Source organism: Bergeyella cardium (assembly GCF_003614945.1).
GTDB lineage: Bacteria > Bacteroidota > Bacteroidia > Flavobacteriales > Weeksellaceae > Bergeyella_A > Bergeyella_A cardium.
In genome coordinates this window covers 1,371,735-1,392,178 of sequence record NZ_QYCZ01000001.1, presented here as the reverse complement: position 1 = coordinate 1,392,178, position 20,444 = coordinate 1,371,735, and the positions used below count along the sequence as shown (strand labels likewise).

The window sequence follows — 20,444 nt, the reverse complement described above, 5'->3', positions numbered from 1 at the left end:
TCTCTTTTGCAATAAATCACAAAAAAATCAGAAAGCATTTGCCTTCTGATTTTTATTATTGTGTAATGAGTTTAGAGTTTGATGCTTAGGTTGAGGATTTTGTCGCCTCGTTTTACCTGTGCGGGGACTTCATCGCCAGATTTCAGCTTGGAGAGACATTCCATATAAGTATAAATATTGGTTATCTGGCAATCGCCGAGTTTTATCAGAATATCGCCCTGCTGTATTCCTGCTTTATCTGCGGGTCTACCTTCTGAAACACCCTCTATATGTAGCCCATCATCGGCATCTATGAAGCTCGGCATTACACCGATGGTTACTTTAAAGCTCGGTACATCTGTTTTCTTCATTTTTGTTTTAGTGAAGGGGATTTCTTCCCGTTGCGAAAGTGTTTTGGCGATATCAAAAACATATTGTGTAATGATTTTTAGCCCTTCGTAGTTGATTTTATCGGAATCATCACTCGGTTTATGATAGTCTGAGTGTACGCCTGTGAATAAAAAGAGTACGGGGAGGTCTTTCGAGTAGAAAGAAGTATGGTCGCTCGGTCCTACTCCTGAGCTATCAATTGCGATTTTAACTCCTTCGGGGCGATGTTTCTCAATCAGGCTTCCGAAAAGGGGAGAAGTGCCTACTCCGCCCACTGTGAGGGCTTTTTCTGCATTTAATCTACCCACCATATCGAGGTTGATCATCGCTATGGGCTTAGGATATTTTTCTTTTACGGTTTCTGCGAATGCTTTTGAGCCCATCAGTCCATCTTCTTCGCCAGAGAAGAGTACAAAGACGAAGTTTGCTTTTTCCTTTGTCTTGTTTTTACTAAACATCCTCGCGATTTCCAATACCGATGATACGCCAGAGGCATTGTCATCAGCACCGTTGTGTATCATTCCTTTGGAGTTGGGTAGGGTAGAGTTGTTGTGCTCATTAAGCCCGAGATGGTCGTAGTGTGCTCCGATAATGATGGTGCGCTCTGCCTTGTTGTTTAGGTAGCCGATCACATTTCTGCCCGTTACTTTCACGGGAGTGGAGTGCGGATTTCTGTCGGGTCTTACCGAATAGCTAAAGTCTTGAAGCTCGGTTTTTAATCCAAAAGATTTGAGCTTTTTTTCGAGGAAAGCAGAGGCTTTTTTCTCGCCTTCACTTCCTGTGAGCCGTCCTTGTAGCTCGTCTGATGCGAGATAGACAAGGCTTGACTTGAGGTTGTCATCCGAAATGATTTCCTGCTTGTCTCTTTTCTGTGCCTGAGCGAGTAGCGAGAGGGCTACAAGCCCGAAAATGATGTGTTTTTTGAAATTCATAATGAGGTTTTTTCTGGCAAAGGTAGCTAATTTTGCCTCATTCTAAATATTTTCTTAGAAAGGATAACCAAAAGCAAAGTTAACAATACCATCAAGCAGGCGCCAGTCCTTAAACACCCAGCGATTGCCCACAGGGAGGTTGGGGTCATAGACCTTGTATGCGGTATCTATCCTCAGCGTGATGTAAGCGATGTTTATCCTCAGTCCAAAGCCCGTACCTATCCCCATCTGGCTGATGAATTTATTAAACTTGAAGAGCCCTCCAAAGTCATTATTGTTTAAGCTCCAAATATTACCTGCATCTGCGAATAGAGCCCCTTCAAACATTTTATTGAATGAGATTCTGTACTCTATATTGGTGGTGAGTTTCAGGTTTTCCATTACATAGGCACGGATTTTAGGGTCTATTTGGGAGTCTGCGGGCCCTAATCCGCCATATACCCTCCACGCTCGTATATCGTTGGAGCCTCCAGTGAAGTAGCTTCGGACGAATGGCATAGAACGAGAGTTTCCGTAAGGAATCCCAATACCGATGAGCTGTCTTATCGCAAGGGTTTGGTTACGGTAGAGCTTAAAGTACTTTCTTATATCAAAGTCGAGCTTTACGAATTGTGAATATGGCACGCCGAAAATGTTTCTGCTCTCCGATTCAAAAGCATCAGAAGATTTATTCCTTCTGCTGAAGAGCCCTAAAAGATTTCCTGCGGTCTCCACCCGAGCATTAAAGTAAAATGGGTGTTTGTAGTCCTGCTTCCCAATTTCATTGTAAGTAAAATTGTATAGTATGGAGGAGATAATCACATCCTGAGTCTGCCTCTCCTTATTATATAAAGATTGAAGGAAAGAGGTATAGGTCTCTTGGTTCTCTTTGGAGAGCGTTTGGGCGAAGTTAGGGTCGCTGAGGACTCTCTCTGTAAAATCATTAGAAGAGATAAGCCCCTGCTCAAACTGTTGGTACAGCGCGGCATCATACAGCTTGAAAATAGAGTTCCTCAGCTCTCTATCTCGTGGGAAGAAGTTATAAAAACTGTCTTTGTCTCGAGTAAAGCTCAGTTGGGTATTGAATAGCGAGAGTTTGTGGCTGACGATTTCATTTACATCTGCGTAATAATTAAGCCCTGCATTGAAGTTTAGCCTTCCTAAGCCGAGATTATTCTGTATGGAGGTTCCTAATGTGATGGATGAGGTGGGAGAGTAGCGTTTCGGGATGAGTTTATAGTATTTGAAGGGGAGCAATAGCCTTGGGAAGCTAACGCCCACCTGAGCAGATATCTCGGAAGCGAGGGTTCGCTTGTCGGTATTTTTGGTGTCTTCTACAAATCCGAAAACCCCAGAGAAGTTGGCATTAAAGTTCTCTGCACCCCTGAAGATATTACGGGAAGTGAAGTCCAGCGCAGGGGAGAGACCAAAGTTGAGGATTTGAGAATAGGTAGCATCCGTAGAAACTTTAAATTCATAGCGGGGGAGGGGTTTGAGGGTATAGCGCACATCCAAAATGCTGTCGGCACCCGCTCTTTCCTTAATCTCCTGGCTTATGTTGAAGTTGTTCATCAGGGTGAAGTTTCTCTTCGTCAGGTCAAAGTTCCGTTGTTTATAGACTTCGCCAGGTTGCAGGATTACGGCTCTCCAGAGCGCACTGCTTTTGTAGTGGTCGTTTGCTTTTTCAAATGATATTCCTCTTATCGAGTCCTTTTTCAGGGGGGTATTGTCGTCATTATCTTTCAGCACTACTTTGATGTCTCCGATCTTGGTTTTGTGGTAAGGCGAGTCTAATGAATCCTTCCTTATCTCTAAGAAGAGGGGAACTTTCTTTCGGCTGCTGAGGGTATCGGCGGTGAAGAATATTTCTTCGTTGGACGCATTAAATTTATAATACCCCTCATTTTGCATTAGTTCGGAGATTCTTTTGGCTTCGCTTTCCAGTTTGCTTTGGTCGAGCCTGTGCCCTGCGCGAACGATGGTTTTATGCAGCGAACCCTCGTAGATACTTCGAATTCCAGGGTCTGAAATTCGGTAATGATACTCGCTAATCATCGTCGGGTCTTTATGGGTGATGATGTAATCTATCTTCGCTTTCTTGGCTGATGAGTCCAAATCTTCCTTATAGGTAGTCTCCGCGTCCCAATATCCGTGGTAGATGAGCATCTTCCGTATGTTGTTTGCCGAAGCCTTTGTCTTCCCGGCATTCCATATTACGGGCTGGGAGCCGAGGTTGTGCAGGAATCTCTGCCCCCACAATGATTTTCCTCTGTACTCGGGGTGATTGTATTTGATAAATAATGAATCCAGTAGGTTCCTATTCCTCATATCCGAAGGGAAAGCCATATAATCATTAAGAATGGTATCATACTTAGGATTCGTCATATTGTAGAACAAAAGCCTCGAGGGCAAAAAGGGTATCGCGCTCTTGTTCGGCTTTTGGATGATATAATCAGGGATTTCACTTGAAAGGACTTTACCGTCTTTAAACGAAATTTTATTTTTCGTAAGGAGGAATTCTCCTTTGGGCACTTTCTTCGTCGTAGAGCAGGCGAGGAGCGCTAATACCGTACTTGCAGAACAGAAAAATATATAATACTTTTGGAAATATTTCTTGATATGCTTACAGCCCATACAATAAAAATTTTACAGTCTTTAGATAAAAAAAAATTCAGGCAAAAATACAATTTGTTTTTGGTCGAAGGTAATAAAACCATACGCGAACTCCTACATTCAAACATTAAAATCAAAGAAATATTTTCTACCCACCCAGAATCTTTGCACAAAATCAATGCACCCATACACAGAATCGATGCTCACCAGCTCAAGAAAATCTCCTTCCTCCAGCACCCTAAGGATTCCGTAGCCGTCTGCGAAATTCCACAGCAGCACCTGAGAAACTGCCGCTTTAATATCGTGCTGGATGGCATACAAGACCCAGGTAATTTCGGTACCATCATTCGCTTGGCAGACTGGTTCGGGATAGAGCAAATCGTTTGCAGCGAAGACACCGCAGACCTCTACAACCCAAAAGTAATACAAGCTACGATGGGCAGTTTCGCCCGAGTGAATATCGTTTATCAAAACCTTACCCACTTCCTCCAAAATACCCAAAATCTCAATCTCGGCACCGATATGCAGGGGCAGAATATTTACACCGCCCACTATCCTGAGAACATCAACCTGATTATGGGCAACGAGGGCAATGGCATCCGCCCCGCTACCGAGCAGCTCCTCCACCAGACGCTGAGCATCCCTCGCTTTGGCAGGCACCAAAGCACCGAGAGCCTCAATGTCTCCATCGCTACCTCCATTATCCTTGGGCAGATTTTTTCTAAGCGGTAGCCTAAAATGATAGGGAGTGGGTTATGAAAAAAAAACTCATAGAGGGCTTTGTGGGTAAATTATTTTATGTATTAGTTACTTGGCTTGTGGAGGATAGGTTTTCATCATTTCAAAGACGAGTGCTGGGATTTCTTTTTGTTTTCTTTTTGGGGAATCTACTGAAAGCCCGCTTCCTATTCCTTGCCAGATGAGTTTTTGGCTTTGGGCATCGATGAGGTCTATGATGAGGCTGCCTGTGTTGTGCTCAGATGCCCAGCTGCGCTCTATACCGAAGCCAAAGCCCCAGCCTGCGCTGCCCCAGCCCCAAGCGCCGTAGGGGGAGGTGCGCTGTACATCGGTGATGTGCTTGTGCTCTGCCTTTACATTGACGATGAGGTCTGGGGAATCGCCTACGGAGAGCCCTTTGAGCTGTAGCTGTTTTGAGACTTCGTTGAGCACTCGGTCTTTGTCGATATCGTTCAGCTTGAGGTCATCAATCCTCAGTTTATAGGTTTTGTAGGCGGTAAAATCAGCGCTTACCGCATAGTCGGTTCTTACCTGAAACGGGCTACAAGAGGTGCTAAGAGCGAGTGTAGCCATTGCGAAACTTGAAATTAAAAACTTTTTCATACGATTATTTATTATTGTTGTTCTTTTTAAATGTATCGGTTTTTTTATCATAACCATAGGGGCAATGTTTGCATCCACTTTTGCAGCAGTAGCCGCGCTTTAGGTGGTGTTTTTCGGTGAAGACTCTGTAGCCCTCTTGGTTGTAGTAAAAGTCTTCGTTTTCTTTTAAACTCGCTTGCATTGTGCCCTCAGGTTTGGAATAAAATATTATATTTGTGCAATGATAATTATCTGCCAAAGATTATTCAAAAATACAAATTTTATTGGTATTACGATTTTTCCGTTTATTATCTTGAGAAATATAGCTTTTAAACAGGATGAAAAAGTTTTAAGCCATGAAAAAATCCATCTACGGCAGCAGATTGAGCTCTTGATAATCCCCTTTTATATTTGGTATATAGTGGAATTTATGCTCCGCTATGTGCAGTATAAAGACAGACACAAAGCCTATCTGAACATTAGTTTTGAAAGAGAAGCCTATGCTCACGAAACCGATGGAGATTATCTGAAACGAAGGAGACTTTATAGTTTTTTGAAATACATTAAAGACAAGTAGGAATATATGGAGCACGATGTAAGACCGTGGGGAGAGTATTGGGTCTTGGAAGACGCAGAAACCCACAAAGTGAAAAGAATTTTAGTGAACCCAGGGGGGAGGCTCTCCCTACAATACCATCATAAGAGAGGAGAGGTATGGACGATAGTCTCTGGAACAGGCACTGTAACAATAGACGATAAGGTGAAGGACTACTCCGCAGGGGAAGTGGTGCAGATCCCTCAGGGAAGCAAGCACAGGATAGAAAACAGAACCTCAATGCCTGTGGTCTTTATAGAAGTACAGTACGGCACCTACTTCGGGGAGGATGATATCGTCCGTATAGAAGATGATTATAACCGTATATAAACAATTGATAAAGTAAATGACAGACGACAAACTACCGAAGTATAAACTGGACTTAGCAGGAATCGGGATTTTATTTATGGGGGGGCTTGTTCCCAATATCGGGCTTGCCCTTTTATTTTTTGTGCCAGGAGGGAAGGATTTTCTTACTTCGCCCATCGGGATGGTGGTGTCTAATCTGATAATGTGGCTCACGATAATCCTCGCATTTGACTTTCTTATTTGTAAAAATCAGACGGGAAGGAGGCTGAAGTTTGATTTCTCCTCTGTAAGCCTTAAGTCCTACCTTATTATCTTCCCAATGATGTTCGGAATGATGCTCATTGGCGATGTGATTGCAGGGCTGATACCCACCGAAGGAGAGATATTGGGAGCGCTGTATAAGTCGTTTGATGAGATGATGCGCAGGATGCAGTCCAGCTTCTCAGCGATGTTCATTGCAGCGGTGATAATGGCACCGCTCTTTGAGGAGGTGGTATTCAGAGGAATCATTCAGAAAGGGCTTATCAATGGAAAAAAGAATCCGCAAGCGGCAATCTGGATATCGGCTCTTTTGTTTGGCATTGTACACGCCAACCCTTGGCAGTTTGTGGGAGGAGTCTTGCTCGGATATGTCTTGGGGGTAGTCTATCACAGGACGGGCTCTTTATTATTGCCTATTTTACTTCACGCTTTTAATAACCTCAGCTCTATCCTTCTTGTCAAACTGACCGATGAGGAGAGTTTTAGCAAAATCTTGGGTGTATCGCCATTGGTTCTTTTCGCCGCTGGGGTGAGTATCTTTGGAATATTTTATTATCTCTTTAAAAAATTAAGTTTTAAGAATGGAGCTTTTAGTAGCCACACATAATCAGCACAAGAAAGACGAAATACAGCAGATTCTCGGTAGCCGATATACGGTAAAGAGCCTTGCCGACTATAACCTCCACGATGAGATTGTAGAAGACGGGAAGACCTTTGAAGAAAATGCCCTTATCAAAGCAAAATACTGCTATGAGAAAACGGGAATCCCCAGCCTTGGAGATGATTCAGGTCTGGCAGTAGAGGCGCTGGATGGAAAGCCTGGTATCTACTCTGCGCGCTATGCGGGAGACCATAATTTTGAGAAAAACATCGCTAAAGTCCTCGAAGAAATGCAAGGAGAAGAGAATAGAAATGCACACTTCATCACTGTTCTCTGCTATTATGATGAAACAGGTGCTACCTATTACAAAGGCGAGGTCTATGGAGATTTACTCACCGAAAACAGAGGGCATAAAGGCTTTGGATACGACCCAATTTTCGTTCCCAAAGGGCACAGCATCACTTTTGCGGAGATGCCTCCTGAGGAGAAAAATAAGATGAGCCACAGAAAAAAGGCAATTGAAAAATTCTTGGACAGACGATAGTGATTATACGAATTAACCATTTAAAAATAGTATCTAATGATTAGAAAAATTTTTATAGCATCGGCATTATTACCTGCGGTTATCGCTTTTGCACAGCAGTATGGAGGGATGTGGATGCCTACCGAACTCAACGAAAAAGAAATGAAACAGCTCGGGATGAAGATATCCGCAAAGGATATTTATAACACCGAGAAGCCAAGCATAAAAGACGCCGTAGTGCAGTTTGATGGAGGCTGTACCGCCGAAGTGATCTCACCAAAAGGCTTGATATTGACCAACCACCACTGTGGGTATGGAGAGATTCAGTCGCACTCCACCGTAGAAAATGATTTGCTGACCAATGGTTTTTGGGCAAAGAATATGTCTGGTGAGCTTCCCAACCCTGGTGTAACGGTAGATTTCATTACCGATATAAAGGAGGTTACCTCTCAGATTTTAGAAGGTACGAAAGGGCTTTCAGGGGCGGATTTAGAGGATAAAATCAATCAGAATATTCAGAATTATAAAGCCTCTCAGAAGATAGAAAGCTATCAGAAAATCGTAGTGAAATCAATGTACTACGGTAATAAATACTACGCTTATGTAATTGATACTTACAAGGATATTCGCTTGGTGGGCGCTCCGCCGTCTGCCATTGGGAAGTTCGGCTCGGATACCGATAACTGGGTGTTCCCGAGACATACGGGCGACTTTTCTCTGTTTAGAATCTATGCGGGTAAAGACAATAAACCCGCGGAATATTCTAAGGACAATGTGCCTTTTACGCCTAAGCACTACCTCCCTATTTCCATAAAAGACAAGAAGGAGGGGGACTTTACTTTTGTGTTTGGCTTCCCAGGGAGGACTACCGAGTATCTCCCAGCCATTGCGGTAGAGAAAATAATGAATGAAACCGACCCAGCGATGATTTCCGTGCGAGATGTAGCCCTCAAAACCTTGAATGAAAAAATGCGCGCTGATGATACTACCAGAATTAAATATGCATCTAAATATGCGAGGATTGCCAACTACTGGAAAAAATGGATTGGCGAGGTAGAGGGGCTAAAAAAATCCCGTGCCGTAGAGAAGAAAAAGCAGTACGAACAGCAGCTTATCGCTAAAAATCCTGCCATAAAACCAACCATAGAGCAGCTCAACAGGCTTTATAATGAGCAGGCGCCGTATGCCCTCAACCGTGCATATTACTTGGAACTTTTAAGAAATGCTGAGACCCTTACTCTGGCAAATATCTACTTGGGATACCTCCAAAATGCTAAGGATGGAAGAGCAGATGCTCAATATCTGAATAGATTAAAGAGCTACCTTAAATCTTTCTACAAAGATTATGATGCTCAGCTTGATGCTCAGGTTACCGCAAAACTCCTCGTTCTCTACGGAGATAAAACACCGAAGGAATACCTGCCATCAAGCTTTAAGAATGATTTTAAATCATCAAATCAAGATGCTATCTTGGAGAGTATGGAGCGGTTTTCAGCTAATTCCATCATCACAGGGAGAAAGGCACTCAACGGAAGCACCGTTTATTCGGATATTGATAAGGTATTTAGCAATCAACAGGCGCTCTTAGAAGTATTAGAAAAAGACCCTTTCATTACGCTGGTGAGAGATCTAAAAGCGGTTTATTCTCGAACGACTGATGTTAATTTCGCACAATATCAAACCCAGATTGATGCGCTCCAAAAGACCTTTATGGCTCAGCAAATGGAGACCGATAAAGACAGGAAATTTTTCCCAGATGCTAATTCTACCCTTAGGGTTACTTACGGTCAGATAAAGGGTTCTTCCCCTCGAGATGCCGTTTCGTATAACTATCAAACCCACTTGAAAGGGGTGATGGAAAAGTACATTCCTAACGATTATGAATTTAATGTCCCTGAAAAGCTCATCAATCTTTATAATGCCAAAGATTATGGCGTTTATAAGGATAAAACGGGTGATGTGCCAGTGAATTTCACAGCGACGAACCATACTACGGGGGGCAACTCTGGAAGCCCCGCTCTTGATGCGTACGGAAACCTCATTGGGCTGAATTTTGACAGGCAATGGGAGGGCACGATGAGCGATATAAACTACGACCCCAACCTCTGCCGAAACATAATGGTAGATACCAAGTACATCCTCTTCATTATAGATAAATATGCCGATTCTAAATGGCTGATAGACGAAATGAAGATTGTAAAATAACTCCTGAAATGGCTAACAGAAATCTTCTCGTTAGCCGTTTTTATTCTCAAATGAATTTCTATAAACTCATCAAGAGGCTTGTTATAGATAGCCAGATTTTCGTCTCCCTTATGGGCACCTCCCTTGCGGTATTTTTCTTTTTACAGCAGGGTGTTTTCCGCTTGCCAGCTACTTTGCTTATCTTCATTACTTACCTCTGTGGCTACCTCTATACCAAGTACCAGAGCTCGAAATATTTCCTTGCTGTTCTCTTGCTCTGTGGCTTTTCTGCCCTTGTCTGCATTGCTTTCATCATCTATAATCACAACTTGCCCACTCTTCTGAAATGGGTGTTTATCGTAATTTTGGGATTGTTTTATAACTCTTCTTTCCTTGCGATATACATCAGGAGGATTCCTCTGCTGAAAATCTTCTATGTGGGATTGGTTTGGGCATTGGTCAATTCTTGGCTGGTCTTTGAGGCACTGAATATCCCTGTATTTTTTATTAGTTTTTTCTTTGTTTCGGCATTGGTGCTCCCCTTTGATATTCGGGATATGAATGATGACGAGGTGCTTACCTTTCCAAAGATTATTGGGGTGAGGAATACTAAAATTCTCGCTCTGCTGATGCTTCTCGCAGCGCAGATACTCGGTTTTTTCTATCTACCCAATCCTTATGCTACTGCTTTTAGCGGTGCAGTAGGAGTTTCTCTCTTTTTTGTTCTCTTTTCTAAAACCTCCAATCCTGAATCCTACTTTTCCATTGGTGTAGAATCCTGTTGTGGACTGCCTTTTATACTCTTACTTTTCCTTTAAATAGAAAGGCTTTCTTTTACTTTGATAGGTTATTCTGCATTCTATTGGGCAGACTCCTCTCGTATTAGTTTTGTTTTTCTTAAAAGGAATAGGATTTTTATTTTCATAGAATTAATAGTATTTAAAGTGGGTAACCTATTTTGATTTTGGGTAACCTAATTATATGCCTCCCTCATCAAAATTCACCTTTAAAATCCTATAAAAATGAGCATAAAAAAAGAGAACCCTTACAGATTCTCTTACTTAGTAGCGGGAGCAGGACTCGAACCTACGACCTTCGGGTTATGAGCCCGACGAGCTACCTACTGCTCCATCCCGCGATATTTAGTAGCGGGGGCAGGACTCGAACCTACGACCTTCGGGTTATGAGCCCGACGAGCTACCTACTGCTCCACCCCGCGATATCGGACTGCAAATATACAATTAATTTTAAAATATCCAAATCCACTCAATAAACGAACTCTATCTAAGCAGTCTTTTGCTCTCCCTTTATTTTTCGTTATTTTCGCCGTTCAAAAATTCGTTTATGCAACCATTAGTTACCGTTTCTATCCCCGTTTTTAAGTGTGAAGACTTCTTAGAAAAATGTCTTCTATCAGTTTTAAATCAATCCTATCAGAATTTAGAGGTAACTTTAATTAATGACCAAACGCCAGATCATTCAGTGCAGATTGCAGAGGAGTTTATCCGTAAGTATAACCTTAAAAATTGGAAAATATATCATCTGAAAGAAAATTCTGGGCTCTCAGTTGTTAGAAATAAGGGTATAGATACCGCACAGGGCAAGTACATCTTTTTTCTGGATAGCGATGATACCATTACCCCTGATTGTATTGAAACTTTGGTGGCTATATCGGAACGAACAGGTGCTGAAATGACAGTCTCTCAGCTCGAATGTGAGCAGTTGGAAACGGGCGAAAAATCCATTTGTATAAAAATTCAGGCAGAAGAAAGCGTTATCAATGGTAATGACAATTTGCTCAAAGCATTTTCTGAGGGAAAGATGGTAACTTATGCTGTGAATAAGCTGTTTATCGTAGATTATCTCAGAAAAAATAAACTTTATTTTGTGAAAGGTCTCTTTGCACAAGATGAGCTTTGGACTTTCCACCTTATGCTAAAAATGAGTAAAGTCGCCATTCATAAAGGGATTACTTATACCTATTATCTACATAAAAAATCGGTGATTCATAATCGTAATAAGAGGAATTTTGACAACTGGTTTACCATCGCACAGCACATAGATCAGGCGCTGAAACAGGAAAAAAATGAGACGCGAAAGCGCTGGATTCTTACCTATTTCATCAATTATAAGTACCTCACTCTTCAAATGAATTGGAAGGCGCAGCAGAATGAATCCCTTTGGAAGGAGTCCTACGCTAATTATAAAACGCTCAGTAGCCTTCGTTTTTTGGATTATTTTTCTTCCAACTACTCCAAAAACACAAAAAAGCTGGATTTCTATTGCTCTCTGCCCACTTACCTTGGCTTTAAGCTCTTCAAATGGCGATATGAGGGGATGAGGCTCTTTTAGCCATATAAATCCAAGTGGTTTTTTATAAATAAATCTCCATAAAAGGAAAAAATAAACAGTCACACGCGAGAAACCTTCTCGACAAAAGTTTTGGGGTTTTCAGGTCGCCTGACGGCTTCCCGACAAAAAGGTTGGTGCTTTCACGTGAATTATTCTCAATAAAACATTTGTTTAATTATTAAATCCATAAAATCATCCTTTCTTTCATCATTAGAAGAGGTGTTATTAAGCTTAAAAGAAAACACTACTTTTGTGGGAAATTTAAAAACAAAATGGACAAAAGAGATAAAATCATCGTGATAGGAGGAGGCTTTGCAGGGCTAAAGCTCGCAAGGATGCTCAGCGGGAGAAAAGATCAGAAAGTAATGATTATCGATAAGGTAAATCACCATATGTTTCAGCCACTGTTTTACCAGCTGGCGAGCGGTAGGATAGAGCCGTCGAACATATCATTCCCATTTAGAAAGATTTTCCAGAAGTCTAAAAATATCCAGTTTAGAATGACGGAGGTGAAGGAAATTCGCCCCGAAGAGCATAGAGTCATTTGTGAAGATGGTACTTTTAGCTACGACAAACTCGTTATCGCCACAGGTTGTAAGACCAATTTCTTCGGAAATACCCATATGGAGGAAATGGCATACGGGATGAAGAATACGCAGGAGGCGATTAATATCAGAAATAAAATTCTCCTCACCTTTGAGAAACTTATCATTGAAAAAAGCCGAAGTGCAGAGGGAAACTGGAATATCGTCATCGTGGGGAGTGGGCCTACGGGAGTGGAGCTCGCTGGGGCTTTTGCCGAGATGAAGAAGCAAACCCTACCGAGAGACTATCCTAAAATGGATTTCTCAAAGCTGAGAATTATCCTCATAAGTGCTACTGAAAAACCTCTGAGTGTGATGAGTAAGGAGGCACAAGAAAAATCTGAACTCTACCTGAAGCAGCTCGGTGTAGAGTTCGTAAGTGGAGAAATAGTAACCGACTATGATGGCGAAAATCTGAAAATGCAGAGTGGGATGGTCATCCCCTCAAAAAATGTAATCTGGGCAGCAGGAGTTACAGGAAATATAATTCCAGGACTTAACCCAGACATCATCGTAAGAAACCGATATACCGTAGACCGATTCAATAAAGTAAAAGGCTATGAAGATATTTACGCCATAGGAGACATCGCCTATATGGAGACACCGAAATACCCTCAGGGGCATCCTCAGGTAGCAAATGTGGCGATTAATCAGGCAAAAAACTTGGCAGAAAACTTCCTTAGAGCCCAACCTTCTCAGTGGAAAGAATATGAGTATAATGACCAAGGTTCTATGGCTACCATTGGTAAGCACAGGGCGGTAGTGGACCTCCCTAAATGGAAATTCCAGGGGACTTTTGCGTGGTATTTCTGGATGTTTCTCCACCTGATGCTCATCCTCGGTGTCAGGAACAAGCTCGCGATATTTTTTAACTGGATGTGGAGCTACTTTAATAAAGATTCATCACTAAGGCTCATCACCGTTCAACCAAAAAAGAAAGCCTAAATCATCAATACAAAAATGAGAATAGATATTATAAGCGTACTTCCAGAATTAATGGAAAGTCCATTCCAGACCTCTATCTTAAAAAGAGCGATGGAAAAAGGATTGGCAGAGGTGCATTTTCACCAGCTTAGAGATTGGAGCATAGGTAAGCACAGGCAGGTAGATGATGAGCCCTATGGCGGAGGTGCAGGTATGGTAATGATGGTAGAACCACTGGATAAATGTATCTCTGAGCTTAAATCTCAAAGAAACTACGATGAAATCATTTATCTAACTCCAGAGGGAGAAACCCTTAATCAGAAAATTGCCAATACCCTCTCGATAAAGGAGAATTTAATGCTTATTTGCGGGCATTATAAGGGGATAGACCAGCGGGTTCGGGATTTACACATCACGAAGGAGATTTCTATTGGGGATTATGTACTTACGGGTGGGGAGCTTGCTGCTTGCGTACTGGCAGATGCTATTATCAGACTGCTACCAAGGGTTCTTAATGACGAGCAGAGTGCCCTTACCGATAGTTTCCAAGATAACCTTCTCTCCCCACCGATATACACCCGGCCAGAGGAGTATAAGGGACTGAAAGTTCCCGAAGTTTTGCTCAGTGGTAATTTTGGGAAGATAGAAGAATGGAGGTATGAGGAAGCTCTAAGAGTAACTCGTGAGCGCCGTCCAGATTTACTCAGTGAGGATTTCTGATATTTTAGAATTATAAAAAAATAATAGGCTTTTTTGTAGCATTATCAAATTAATTTATATATTGCGACCTCTTAAAAAAAGAAGAATATTATGGCAAAAATCAAAGTTCAATACGAGTTTCCGATGCATTGTCTTTCAGAGATTTTATACGAGTATATGGCAAGTGCAGAAGGGCTTTCTGAGTGGTTTGCAGATGAGGTGGTAGAGAAAGGAGATGATTTTTATTTTTCTTGGGGTGGCAGTGAGCCAGAGAGAGCTACACTCATACGATATAAGCCAGAGGGTTTTGTGAGATTCCGTTGGGAAGAAGACGAAGGCACAAAGAATTTCTTTGAAATGGCCATAAATATAGACGAGATTACAGAAGACCTTTCCCTTAATATTATTGATTTCTGCGATGAGGACGATGAAGAAGAAAACAGAATCTACTGGGAAAACCTCATTGAGAATTTGAGAATAAAATTGGGTGCTGGTTAAGCATCTCATAATTAAGATAAATGAACGAAATTGTTTTTTCGTTCATATTTTTATTTATTGAAATGAAGATGAGTTATACATCAGAAGATTTTTCAGCTATTAATACCGCTTTCTTGTTTGGCGATGCCGTTAAAGTTTCATTTTTTGTGAGAAATGGGGCTATCATTATGGCAGAAGAATGCTACTTCTACCTTATGGCATCTATGAGAAAGATGCGTATGCGAATACCGCTTACCTATACCTTAGAGTATTTTCAGGACTTGTTTAATGCCGAAGTTTTAGCAAAGGGCGTACAGAATGCAATCATTAACTTAATCGTTTATAGAAATGTGGAAGATACTCTCCTTAAGAAGAGAAATGTATCTTATTATTTTGATGTGAGCCCAATTGATGATATCCTCAAAATACAGACTGAGTATTCATTAGACATTATAAAAGAAGTTATTGTGAATACCAGCCTCCTCAGTAATATAAGGACGCACTGCCCAGAGAATATCTATGCAGGTATCTATGCAGAGGAAAATGATTTGGATGAAGTAATCCTGCTCAATGCAAATAAACGAATCGCGAGGAGTATCTCTGGAAATCTCCTTTTCCTACAAGAGGGGAGGATAAAAGTCCCTAAACAAACCGAAGGCGCATTAATATCTCCTTTAATGGAGAATTTTGTAACCTTCCTTCATCGTCAGAATCTTGCAGAGGTAGATCAGGTAGAAATGGCAGCTTTTGAGTCTCAAAAGGCAGATGAAATCCTTCTGGTTTCAGATGAAAAAGGGCTTTATTCCGTTACCAGAATTAGAAATAAAACCTTTGGTACGCAGACTTTCTCTAATTGGGTACAGCAGTGGCAAGAGAAGTTTAATGATAAAGAAGATTAATCAAAGAGACAATAGATTTTAAAACCATTTTATTAACTAAAAAAAAGTAAATATGAATCAAGATCCTATTTTCAGCTTAATTGAACAGGAAAGACAGAGACAATCTCACGGAATTGAGCTTATAGCTTCCGAGAATTTCGTTTCTGATAATGTAATGAGAGCAATGGGTAGCGTGCTTACCAATAAGTATGCAGAGGGCTACCCAGGTAAGAGATATTACGGCGGTTGTGAGGTGGTAGATGAGGTAGAAACCCTCGCTATTAACAGGGCAAAGGAGCTTTTCGGTGTAGATTATGTAAATGTACAGCCACACTCTGGCTCTCAGGCAAATGCTGCAGTATATCTGGCTTGCCTTAAACCAGGAGATACCATTCTGGGCTTAGATTTATCTATGGGAGGGCACCTTACACACGGCTCTTTCGTGAATTTTTCAGGTATTCAGTATAATGCTCAGTTCTACGGAGTAGAGAGAGAAACTGGGCTTATAGACTACGAAGCGATGAGGCAAAAAGCCCTTGAAGTAAAACCTAAGATGATTATTGCTGGTTTTTCTGCCTACTCCCGAGATTTGGATTATAAGAAATTCCGTGAGGTGGCAGATGAGGTAGGGGCAACCCTTTGGGCAGACATTGCTCACCCTGCTGGTCTCGTAGCGAAAAAGCTCCTCAATAATCCGTTTGAGTATTGCCATATCGTAACAACAACAACTCATAAAACCCTTAGAGGCCCTCGTGGAGGGATGATTCTTATGGGGAAAGACTTCGTTAATACCTACGGGCATAAAACTCTGAAAGGCGAGCTGAAGATGATGAGCCAGGTACTCGATGGGGCTGTATTCCCAGGTGTTCAGGGAGGGCCTTTGGAGCATATCATTGCGGGTAAGGCGGTATCTTTTGGTGAGGCGCTTGACCATAAGTTTGAAATCTATGCAAAGCAAGTCATTAAAAATGCTCAAGCTCTTGCAAAAGCAATGATGGATAGAGGTTTTGAAATCGTAAGCGGTGGTACGGAAAACCACTTGATGCTCATTGACCTTAGAAATAAAGGCGTGAATGGTAAGGAAACCGAAAAAGCACTCGTAAAAGCAGATATTACCTGCAATAAGAATATGGTTCCTTTTGATGATAAATCGGCATTCACAACTTCGGGTATCAGGCTGGGTACGGCGGCGATTACCACTCGTGGCCTTAAAGAAAATGATATGGACACCATAGCCGAGCTTATCTCTACTGTGGTGGATAATCTGTCTAATGATACCATAATAGCCGAAGTGAAATCAAAAGTAAATCAACTAATGGACGGCAGAGCGCTGTTTAACGAATAAAAAGAAAGTAATGTGGTTTGGGACGAGCTCCCTTCGTTTTCATATTATTATGTTTTTAAGGTTGGATGCCCTAAACCGAGATGGTTTGGGGCTTCATTTTAGAGAATCAGCAGTGCTTTTTATTTATTTTTCTTACTTTTGCCCACTATTTTTATAATAAAATAATAGATAAAAACTTTTAATTAATCAACAATGAGAAAAACTTCAATTTTATTTAGTATGTACTGTACTAATGTTTGCACAGAGACCTTTTATAGGTAAATGGGAATCAAAAGAAGGGAAGATAACCTTGCCGGCAAGAGGGACTTTTTCCTATACTTATGCAAAGGTAGAGCTCCCAACCACAATACTCGGCTCAGGAAATAGCGATCCCAATATCACTACGGTTATCAATGTCTCTCAGGACGGGGAATACATTATTTCCATTAGCCCGACAGGTGAGTTGGGTTTTTCTTATGGAGATGAACCCCAGCCTACCCCAGAGCAGTTTAAAGAGATACAGCAGTGGGGAGACATCACTTGGGCAAAAGACCTGACAGGTGCATTTTTAGGCTGCATTCACCTGACCATAAGCGCTACAGACCTCCCTAATTTCTCTACTGTAACCGATATGAGCAGTATGTTTAGCGGTTGCTCTTCCATAACAAACATACCGAATATCAATCAATGGGATGTAAGTAAGGTTGAAACAATGACCTCAATGTTTAGAGGAGCAGGTAAGTTTAATGCCGATATTTCTAATTGGAAGGTAGGCGAAGTTAAATTTATGAATCAAATGTTTTATGAGGCTATTGCTTTTAATCAAGATATCTCTGGATGGGCTGTAAGCAGCGTTACACGAATGAACCAGATGTTTTATGGTGCTACTGCTTTTAATCAGAATTTAGCAGGATGGGCGATAAAAGATGGCGCACAAATGACTGATTTTTTCACAGGCTCAGGGCTCTCTTGTGAGAATTACAGCAAAGCCCTCAAAGGCTGGGCAGAGAACCCCAATACAGGCAAGAATGTATCTTTTTCCTCTGCTAAAACCTATGGCGTGGGAGCAAAAGATTTCAGAAATACCCTTACCAATGAGAAAAAATGGAAAATCTCTGGCGATTCGTATGACCCCTCCTGTACGCCAGATTTATCAACCGAAGATGTAGCCCATAAGCCTGCTTTCTCTGTGCTAAACCCAGTAAAAGATGAGCTGATGATTCAAGGTTTAGGAAGTATTAAGACCATAGAGATTTATTCTGCAAATGGCAGATGGATTAAAACCTTAGTAGGAAGCCAGCGAGAGGTGAGTAGCCTCCCAAGAGGGCTTTATATCCTTAAAATCACTACTGAAAAAGCCACTTATACAGAGAAAATCATTAAGAAATAGTATTTTTTCATTTTATAAATATTTATTATTAACTGTGTTCCCAGAGTCTATAGCTCTGGGAATTTTTCATTAGTCCCCACTCGCTGGGGAGCACTCGTTAGCACGAGGGGGCACTTACCCACTCGCGTGGGGAGCACTTAACTTACCACCCACCGCCTACCGCCAAAAGCTAACAGCCATCTGTAGCCACTTCGGGACCACCCAACACCCACTTCCGAACTAGGTGAAACCCCAAAAACAGTGCAAACTTGATAATTTTAACAGGGTTTTATTGGCAATAATGCAATTCGCTGGCTATTGGCTAATAGCTGTTGGCCAATAGCCAGAAGCTAAAAGCCAGTCGCCAGAAGCTAACCGCCAGTTGCTACTTGTGTGCAGGGGGGGAATTTGTATTTTTGTGCCTTTAATAAAAAGAAATTTCAGGTATGAGAGATAGGGTTAAGGCTCTGCTGGTAGTGATTTTAGCATTGCAAAGTGCGGGTATTTGTGGTCAATTTATCCCGAAAGATTACAGCCATAAGGAGATGAAAGCAGCAAAAAACTGGGTAGATTCTACTTATAACCACTTGTCTATGGATGAGCGGCTGGGGCAGCTGTTCATTATTGCGCTCTATACCAATAAGGGCGAGGAGCACATAGAAGAGGTGAGGAAAGTTGTGAAAAATGAGAAGATTGGTGGGCTTATTCTGATGCAGGATGATGCTCGGCGGGAGATAGAGCTGTTGAATGAATTTCAATCGGAGGCGAAAGTTCGCCTTTTGGTGGGTATGGATGCTGAGTGGGGTCTTTTCCAAAGGATAAAAACCGCGTATAAACTCCCTTGGGCAATTACACTCGGTGCGATTCAGGACAAGCGATTGCTCTACGAGATGTCTGCACAGATTGCTGCAGACGCTAAGAAAGTGGGTGTGCACTGGGACTTTGCCCCTGTGGTGGATGTAAATACCAATCCTAAAAACCCGATTATCGGTAATAGGAGTTTTGGCTCCGATGTGGGGAATGTAGTGCAGTCGGCACTCCACTATTCCAAAGGCTTGCAGGAGCAGAATATTCTGGCAGCAATAAAGCATTTCCCTGGTCACGGAGATACGGATGTGGATTCTCATTTGGATTTACCGCTGGTGAGCCATTCGATCAAAAGATTAAACGAAGTAGAGCTTGCGCCTTTCAAGGCATTAATAAATAAAGGTATTGGGGGGGTAATGGTGGCTCACCTCTATGTACCGGCATTGGAGAAGAGGGCGGGCATTCCTGCTTCGGTTTCTTATGATATCGTTACCCAATTATTAAAGAAAAAACTGGGCTACAAGGGGCTCATTATAACCGATGCCCTTAATATGGGTGCCGTAGCGAAGAGGTATAAAGCTGGAGAATTGGATGCTATGGCATTTAAGGCGGGGAATGATATTATGCTCTTTTCTCAGGGAGTAGCAGAGGGGAAGAGGCTTATCAGGAAGGCGATTGAGGCTGGGGAAATCCCTCAAAAAAGATTGGAAGAAAGCGTGAAGAAAATCCTCCTTACGAAATATTATTTGGGCTTGAATAAGGAGTATACACCGCTCTCAGCAGAGAATATCGATAGAGAATTGAGCTCGCCAGCACATAAAGCCTTAGCTCAAAAGCTCTACTCGGCAGCGCTTACATTGATAAAGAATGATGAGCATTTGCTCCCCCTCAGTAAAAATGAAACTTATTATTATCTCCCGTTAGAGGAAGCACCTCATCAAGCCTTTGCTGATGAGCTTGCAAAGGAGAATACCATCGTTATCATTAAAAATGAAAAAGAAATAGCCAGTATTCCAAGAAATTCAAAGCTCATTGTGGGGCTTCATAAGGATAATTCTACTGCCTATAAACCTTATAAAATATCGGATAAGAGTAAGGCGATGCTATTAAATTTAGCTGAGAATCATCAGGTAATTCTGAATGTATTTGGTAGTCCTTATGCTCTAAAAGATATTGATATCACTCCTATTTCTACCGTATTGGTCTCGTATGAGAATAATGATGATTCTATGGTGGCAACTGCCCAATCTATGCAAGGCAAGCAGCCGATTAATGGAAGAATTCCCGTCCTTGTAAACGATACTATTACTTACGGTATGGGGATGAGCTTAGATTAAAAATTGT

The 20,444-nt window shown here is 41.7% G+C and carries 19 protein-coding genes and 2 tRNA genes; 15 read left to right on the top strand and 6 right to left on the bottom strand.

What is annotated here, in order from left to right:
• Positions 1-71: 71 nt before the first annotated feature.
• On the bottom strand, positions 72-1,301 hold the full coding sequence (locus tag D8991_RS06340) for a M20/M25/M40 family metallo-hydrolase (RefSeq protein ID WP_120489307.1): 1,230 nt from the start codon (positions 1,299-1,301) through the stop codon (positions 72-74).
• A 54-nt stretch (positions 1,302-1,355) separates the two neighbouring features.
• The gene (gene tamL, locus D8991_RS06335; RefSeq protein WP_120489306.1) at positions 1,356-3,914 is read right to left on the bottom strand and encodes a translocation and assembly module lipoprotein TamL; all 2,559 of its coding nucleotides are present in this window, start codon (positions 3,912-3,914) and stop codon (positions 1,356-1,358) included.
• Here tamL and D8991_RS06330 point away from each other — a divergent pair.
• A complete protein-coding gene (locus D8991_RS06330) occupies positions 3,900-4,625 on the top strand; it encodes a TrmH family RNA methyltransferase (protein WP_120489305.1) in 726 nt (241 codons plus the stop codon). The two genes, tamL and D8991_RS06330, sit on opposite strands and share 15 nt — an antisense overlap.
• A 75-nt stretch (positions 4,626-4,700) precedes the next feature.
• Here D8991_RS06330 and D8991_RS06325 read toward each other — a convergent pair whose 3' ends face one another.
• The gene (locus tag D8991_RS06325; RefSeq protein ID WP_120489304.1) at positions 4,701-5,234 is read right to left on the bottom strand and encodes a DUF4136 domain-containing protein; all 534 of its coding nucleotides are present in this window, start codon (positions 5,232-5,234) and stop codon (positions 4,701-4,703) included.
• 4 nt (positions 5,235-5,238) lie between these two features.
• On the bottom strand, positions 5,239-5,415 hold the full coding sequence (locus tag D8991_RS06320; RefSeq protein ID WP_160224429.1) for a DUF5522 domain-containing protein: 177 nt from the start codon (positions 5,413-5,415) through the stop codon (positions 5,239-5,241).
• A 228-nt stretch (positions 5,416-5,643) separates the two neighbouring features.
• Here D8991_RS06320 and D8991_RS09145 point away from each other — a divergent pair, with 228 nt between their 5' ends.
• From D8991_RS09145 to D8991_RS06290, 6 genes are read left to right on the top strand one after another with little or no spacing between them, the layout of a single operon-like run.
• The gene (locus D8991_RS09145; protein WP_309568988.1) at positions 5,644-5,790 is read left to right on the top strand and encodes a hypothetical protein; all 147 of its coding nucleotides are present in this window, start codon (positions 5,644-5,646) and stop codon (positions 5,788-5,790) included.
• A gap of 6 nt (positions 5,791-5,796) precedes the next feature.
• Complete coding sequence (locus tag D8991_RS06310) at positions 5,797-6,138, top strand: phosphomannose isomerase type II C-terminal cupin domain (protein WP_120489301.1); 342 nt, start codon at positions 5,797-5,799, stop codon at positions 6,136-6,138.
• Positions 6,139-6,154: 16 nt separating this feature from the next.
• Positions 6,155-6,985 carry a CPBP family intramembrane glutamic endopeptidase gene (locus D8991_RS06305; RefSeq protein WP_120489300.1) on the top strand — a complete coding sequence of 277 codons (831 nt, stop codon included), beginning with the start codon at positions 6,155-6,157 and terminating at the stop codon, positions 6,983-6,985.
• On the top strand, positions 6,960-7,523 hold the full coding sequence (rdgB, locus tag D8991_RS06300) for an RdgB/HAM1 family non-canonical purine NTP pyrophosphatase (RefSeq protein WP_120489299.1): 564 nt from the start codon (positions 6,960-6,962) through the stop codon (positions 7,521-7,523). The genes D8991_RS06305 and rdgB overlap by 26 nt, the downstream gene beginning before the upstream one ends.
• Positions 7,524-7,559: 36 nt before the next feature.
• The gene (locus tag D8991_RS06295; RefSeq protein ID WP_120489298.1) at positions 7,560-9,707 is read left to right on the top strand and encodes a S46 family peptidase; all 2,148 of its coding nucleotides are present in this window, start codon (positions 7,560-7,562) and stop codon (positions 9,705-9,707) included.
• A gap of 8 nt (positions 9,708-9,715) precedes the next feature.
• Positions 9,716-10,504, top strand: a complete 789-nt coding sequence (locus tag D8991_RS06290; protein ID WP_245957194.1) for a UbiA prenyltransferase family protein — start codon at positions 9,716-9,718, stop codon at positions 10,502-10,504.
• Positions 10,505-10,751: 247 nt separating this feature from the next.
• Here the strand turns inward: D8991_RS06290 and D8991_RS06285 are convergent.
• Together D8991_RS06285 and D8991_RS06280 are read right to left on the bottom strand one after the other, a co-directional pair.
• A tRNA-Met gene (locus D8991_RS06285) sits at positions 10,752-10,824 on the bottom strand.
• Positions 10,825-10,832: 8 nt separating this feature from the next.
• Positions 10,833-10,905, bottom strand: a tRNA-Met gene (locus D8991_RS06280).
• A 125-nt stretch (positions 10,906-11,030) separates the two neighbouring features.
• Between D8991_RS06280 and D8991_RS06275 the strand changes: the two genes are divergently transcribed.
• From D8991_RS06275 to D8991_RS06240, 8 genes are all read left to right on the top strand, one after another.
• Positions 11,031-12,038: a glycosyltransferase gene (locus D8991_RS06275; protein ID WP_120489296.1), complete on the top strand. Its 1,008-nt coding sequence runs from the start codon at positions 11,031-11,033 to the stop codon at positions 12,036-12,038.
• A 272-nt stretch (positions 12,039-12,310) separates the two neighbouring features.
• Positions 12,311-13,567 (top strand): NAD(P)/FAD-dependent oxidoreductase, encoded by a 1,257-nt coding sequence (locus D8991_RS06270; protein ID WP_120489295.1) that lies wholly within the window; start codon positions 12,311-12,313, stop codon positions 13,565-13,567.
• A 15-nt stretch (positions 13,568-13,582) separates the two neighbouring features.
• Positions 13,583-14,266, top strand: a complete 684-nt coding sequence (gene trmD / locus D8991_RS06265) for a tRNA (guanosine(37)-N1)-methyltransferase TrmD (protein ID WP_120489294.1) — start codon at positions 13,583-13,585, stop codon at positions 14,264-14,266.
• Positions 14,267-14,356: 90 nt separating this feature from the next.
• Complete coding sequence (locus D8991_RS06260; RefSeq protein ID WP_120489293.1) at positions 14,357-14,743, top strand: START-like domain-containing protein; 387 nt, start codon at positions 14,357-14,359, stop codon at positions 14,741-14,743.
• A 68-nt stretch (positions 14,744-14,811) separates the two neighbouring features.
• Positions 14,812-15,621 (top strand): aminotransferase class IV, encoded by an 810-nt coding sequence (locus D8991_RS06255; protein WP_394364118.1) that lies wholly within the window; start codon positions 14,812-14,814, stop codon positions 15,619-15,621.
• A 52-nt stretch (positions 15,622-15,673) separates the two neighbouring features.
• Positions 15,674-16,945 (top strand): serine hydroxymethyltransferase, encoded by a 1,272-nt coding sequence (glyA, locus tag D8991_RS06250; RefSeq protein ID WP_120489291.1) that lies wholly within the window; start codon positions 15,674-15,676, stop codon positions 16,943-16,945.
• Positions 16,946-17,177: 232 nt separating this feature from the next.
• Entirely contained in the window at positions 17,178-18,314 is a 1,137-nt protein-coding gene (locus D8991_RS06245; protein ID WP_120489290.1) for a BspA family leucine-rich repeat surface protein, read from the top strand.
• A 425-nt stretch (positions 18,315-18,739) separates the two neighbouring features.
• Entirely contained in the window at positions 18,740-20,437 is a 1,698-nt protein-coding gene (locus D8991_RS06240; protein ID WP_120489289.1) for a glycoside hydrolase family 3 protein, read from the top strand.
• Positions 20,438-20,444: the final 7 nt, after the last annotated feature.

Excerpts from the sequence above, each read along its gene's own strand:
- trmD (WP_120489294.1), top strand. The coding sequence starts at position 13,583 with ATGAGAATAGATATTATAAGCGTACTTCCAGAATTAATGGAAAGTCCA.
- D8991_RS06310 (WP_120489301.1), top strand. The coding sequence starts at position 5,797 with ATGGAGCACGATGTAAGACCGTGGGGAGAGTATTGGGTCTTGGAAGAC.
- D8991_RS06245 (WP_120489290.1), top strand. The coding sequence starts at position 17,178 with ATGTTTGCACAGAGACCTTTTATAGGTAAATGGGAATCAAAAGAAGGG.
- D8991_RS09145 (WP_309568988.1), top strand. The coding sequence starts at position 5,644 with ATGCTCCGCTATGTGCAGTATAAAGACAGACACAAAGCCTATCTGAAC.
- D8991_RS06290 (WP_245957194.1), top strand. The coding sequence starts at position 9,716 with ATGGCTAACAGAAATCTTCTCGTTAGCCGTTTTTATTCTCAAATGAAT.
- D8991_RS06275 (WP_120489296.1), top strand. The coding sequence starts at position 11,031 with ATGCAACCATTAGTTACCGTTTCTATCCCCGTTTTTAAGTGTGAAGAC.
- D8991_RS06325 (WP_120489304.1), bottom strand. The coding sequence starts at position 5,234 with ATGAAAAAGTTTTTAATTTCAAGTTTCGCAATGGCTACACTCGCTCTT.
- D8991_RS06270 (WP_120489295.1), top strand. The coding sequence starts at position 12,311 with ATGGACAAAAGAGATAAAATCATCGTGATAGGAGGAGGCTTTGCAGGG.
- tamL (WP_120489306.1), bottom strand. The coding sequence starts at position 3,914 with ATGGGCTGTAAGCATATCAAGAAATATTTCCAAAAGTATTATATATTT.
- D8991_RS06260 (WP_120489293.1), top strand. The coding sequence starts at position 14,357 with ATGGCAAAAATCAAAGTTCAATACGAGTTTCCGATGCATTGTCTTTCA.
- D8991_RS06340 (WP_120489307.1), bottom strand. The coding sequence starts at position 1,301 with ATGAATTTCAAAAAACACATCATTTTCGGGCTTGTAGCCCTCTCGCTA.
- D8991_RS06255 (WP_394364118.1), top strand. The coding sequence starts at position 14,812 with ATGAGTTATACATCAGAAGATTTTTCAGCTATTAATACCGCTTTCTTG.
- rdgB (WP_120489299.1), top strand. The coding sequence starts at position 6,960 with ATGGAGCTTTTAGTAGCCACACATAATCAGCACAAGAAAGACGAAATA.
- D8991_RS06240 (WP_120489289.1), top strand. The coding sequence starts at position 18,740 with ATGAGAGATAGGGTTAAGGCTCTGCTGGTAGTGATTTTAGCATTGCAA.
- D8991_RS06295 (WP_120489298.1), top strand. The coding sequence starts at position 7,560 with ATGATTAGAAAAATTTTTATAGCATCGGCATTATTACCTGCGGTTATC.
- D8991_RS06330 (WP_120489305.1), top strand. The coding sequence starts at position 3,900 with ATGCTTACAGCCCATACAATAAAAATTTTACAGTCTTTAGATAAAAAA.
- glyA (WP_120489291.1), top strand. The coding sequence starts at position 15,674 with ATGAATCAAGATCCTATTTTCAGCTTAATTGAACAGGAAAGACAGAGA.
- D8991_RS06305 (WP_120489300.1), top strand. The coding sequence starts at position 6,155 with ATGACAGACGACAAACTACCGAAGTATAAACTGGACTTAGCAGGAATC.
- D8991_RS06320 (WP_160224429.1), bottom strand. The coding sequence starts at position 5,415 with ATGCAAGCGAGTTTAAAAGAAAACGAAGACTTTTACTACAACCAAGAG.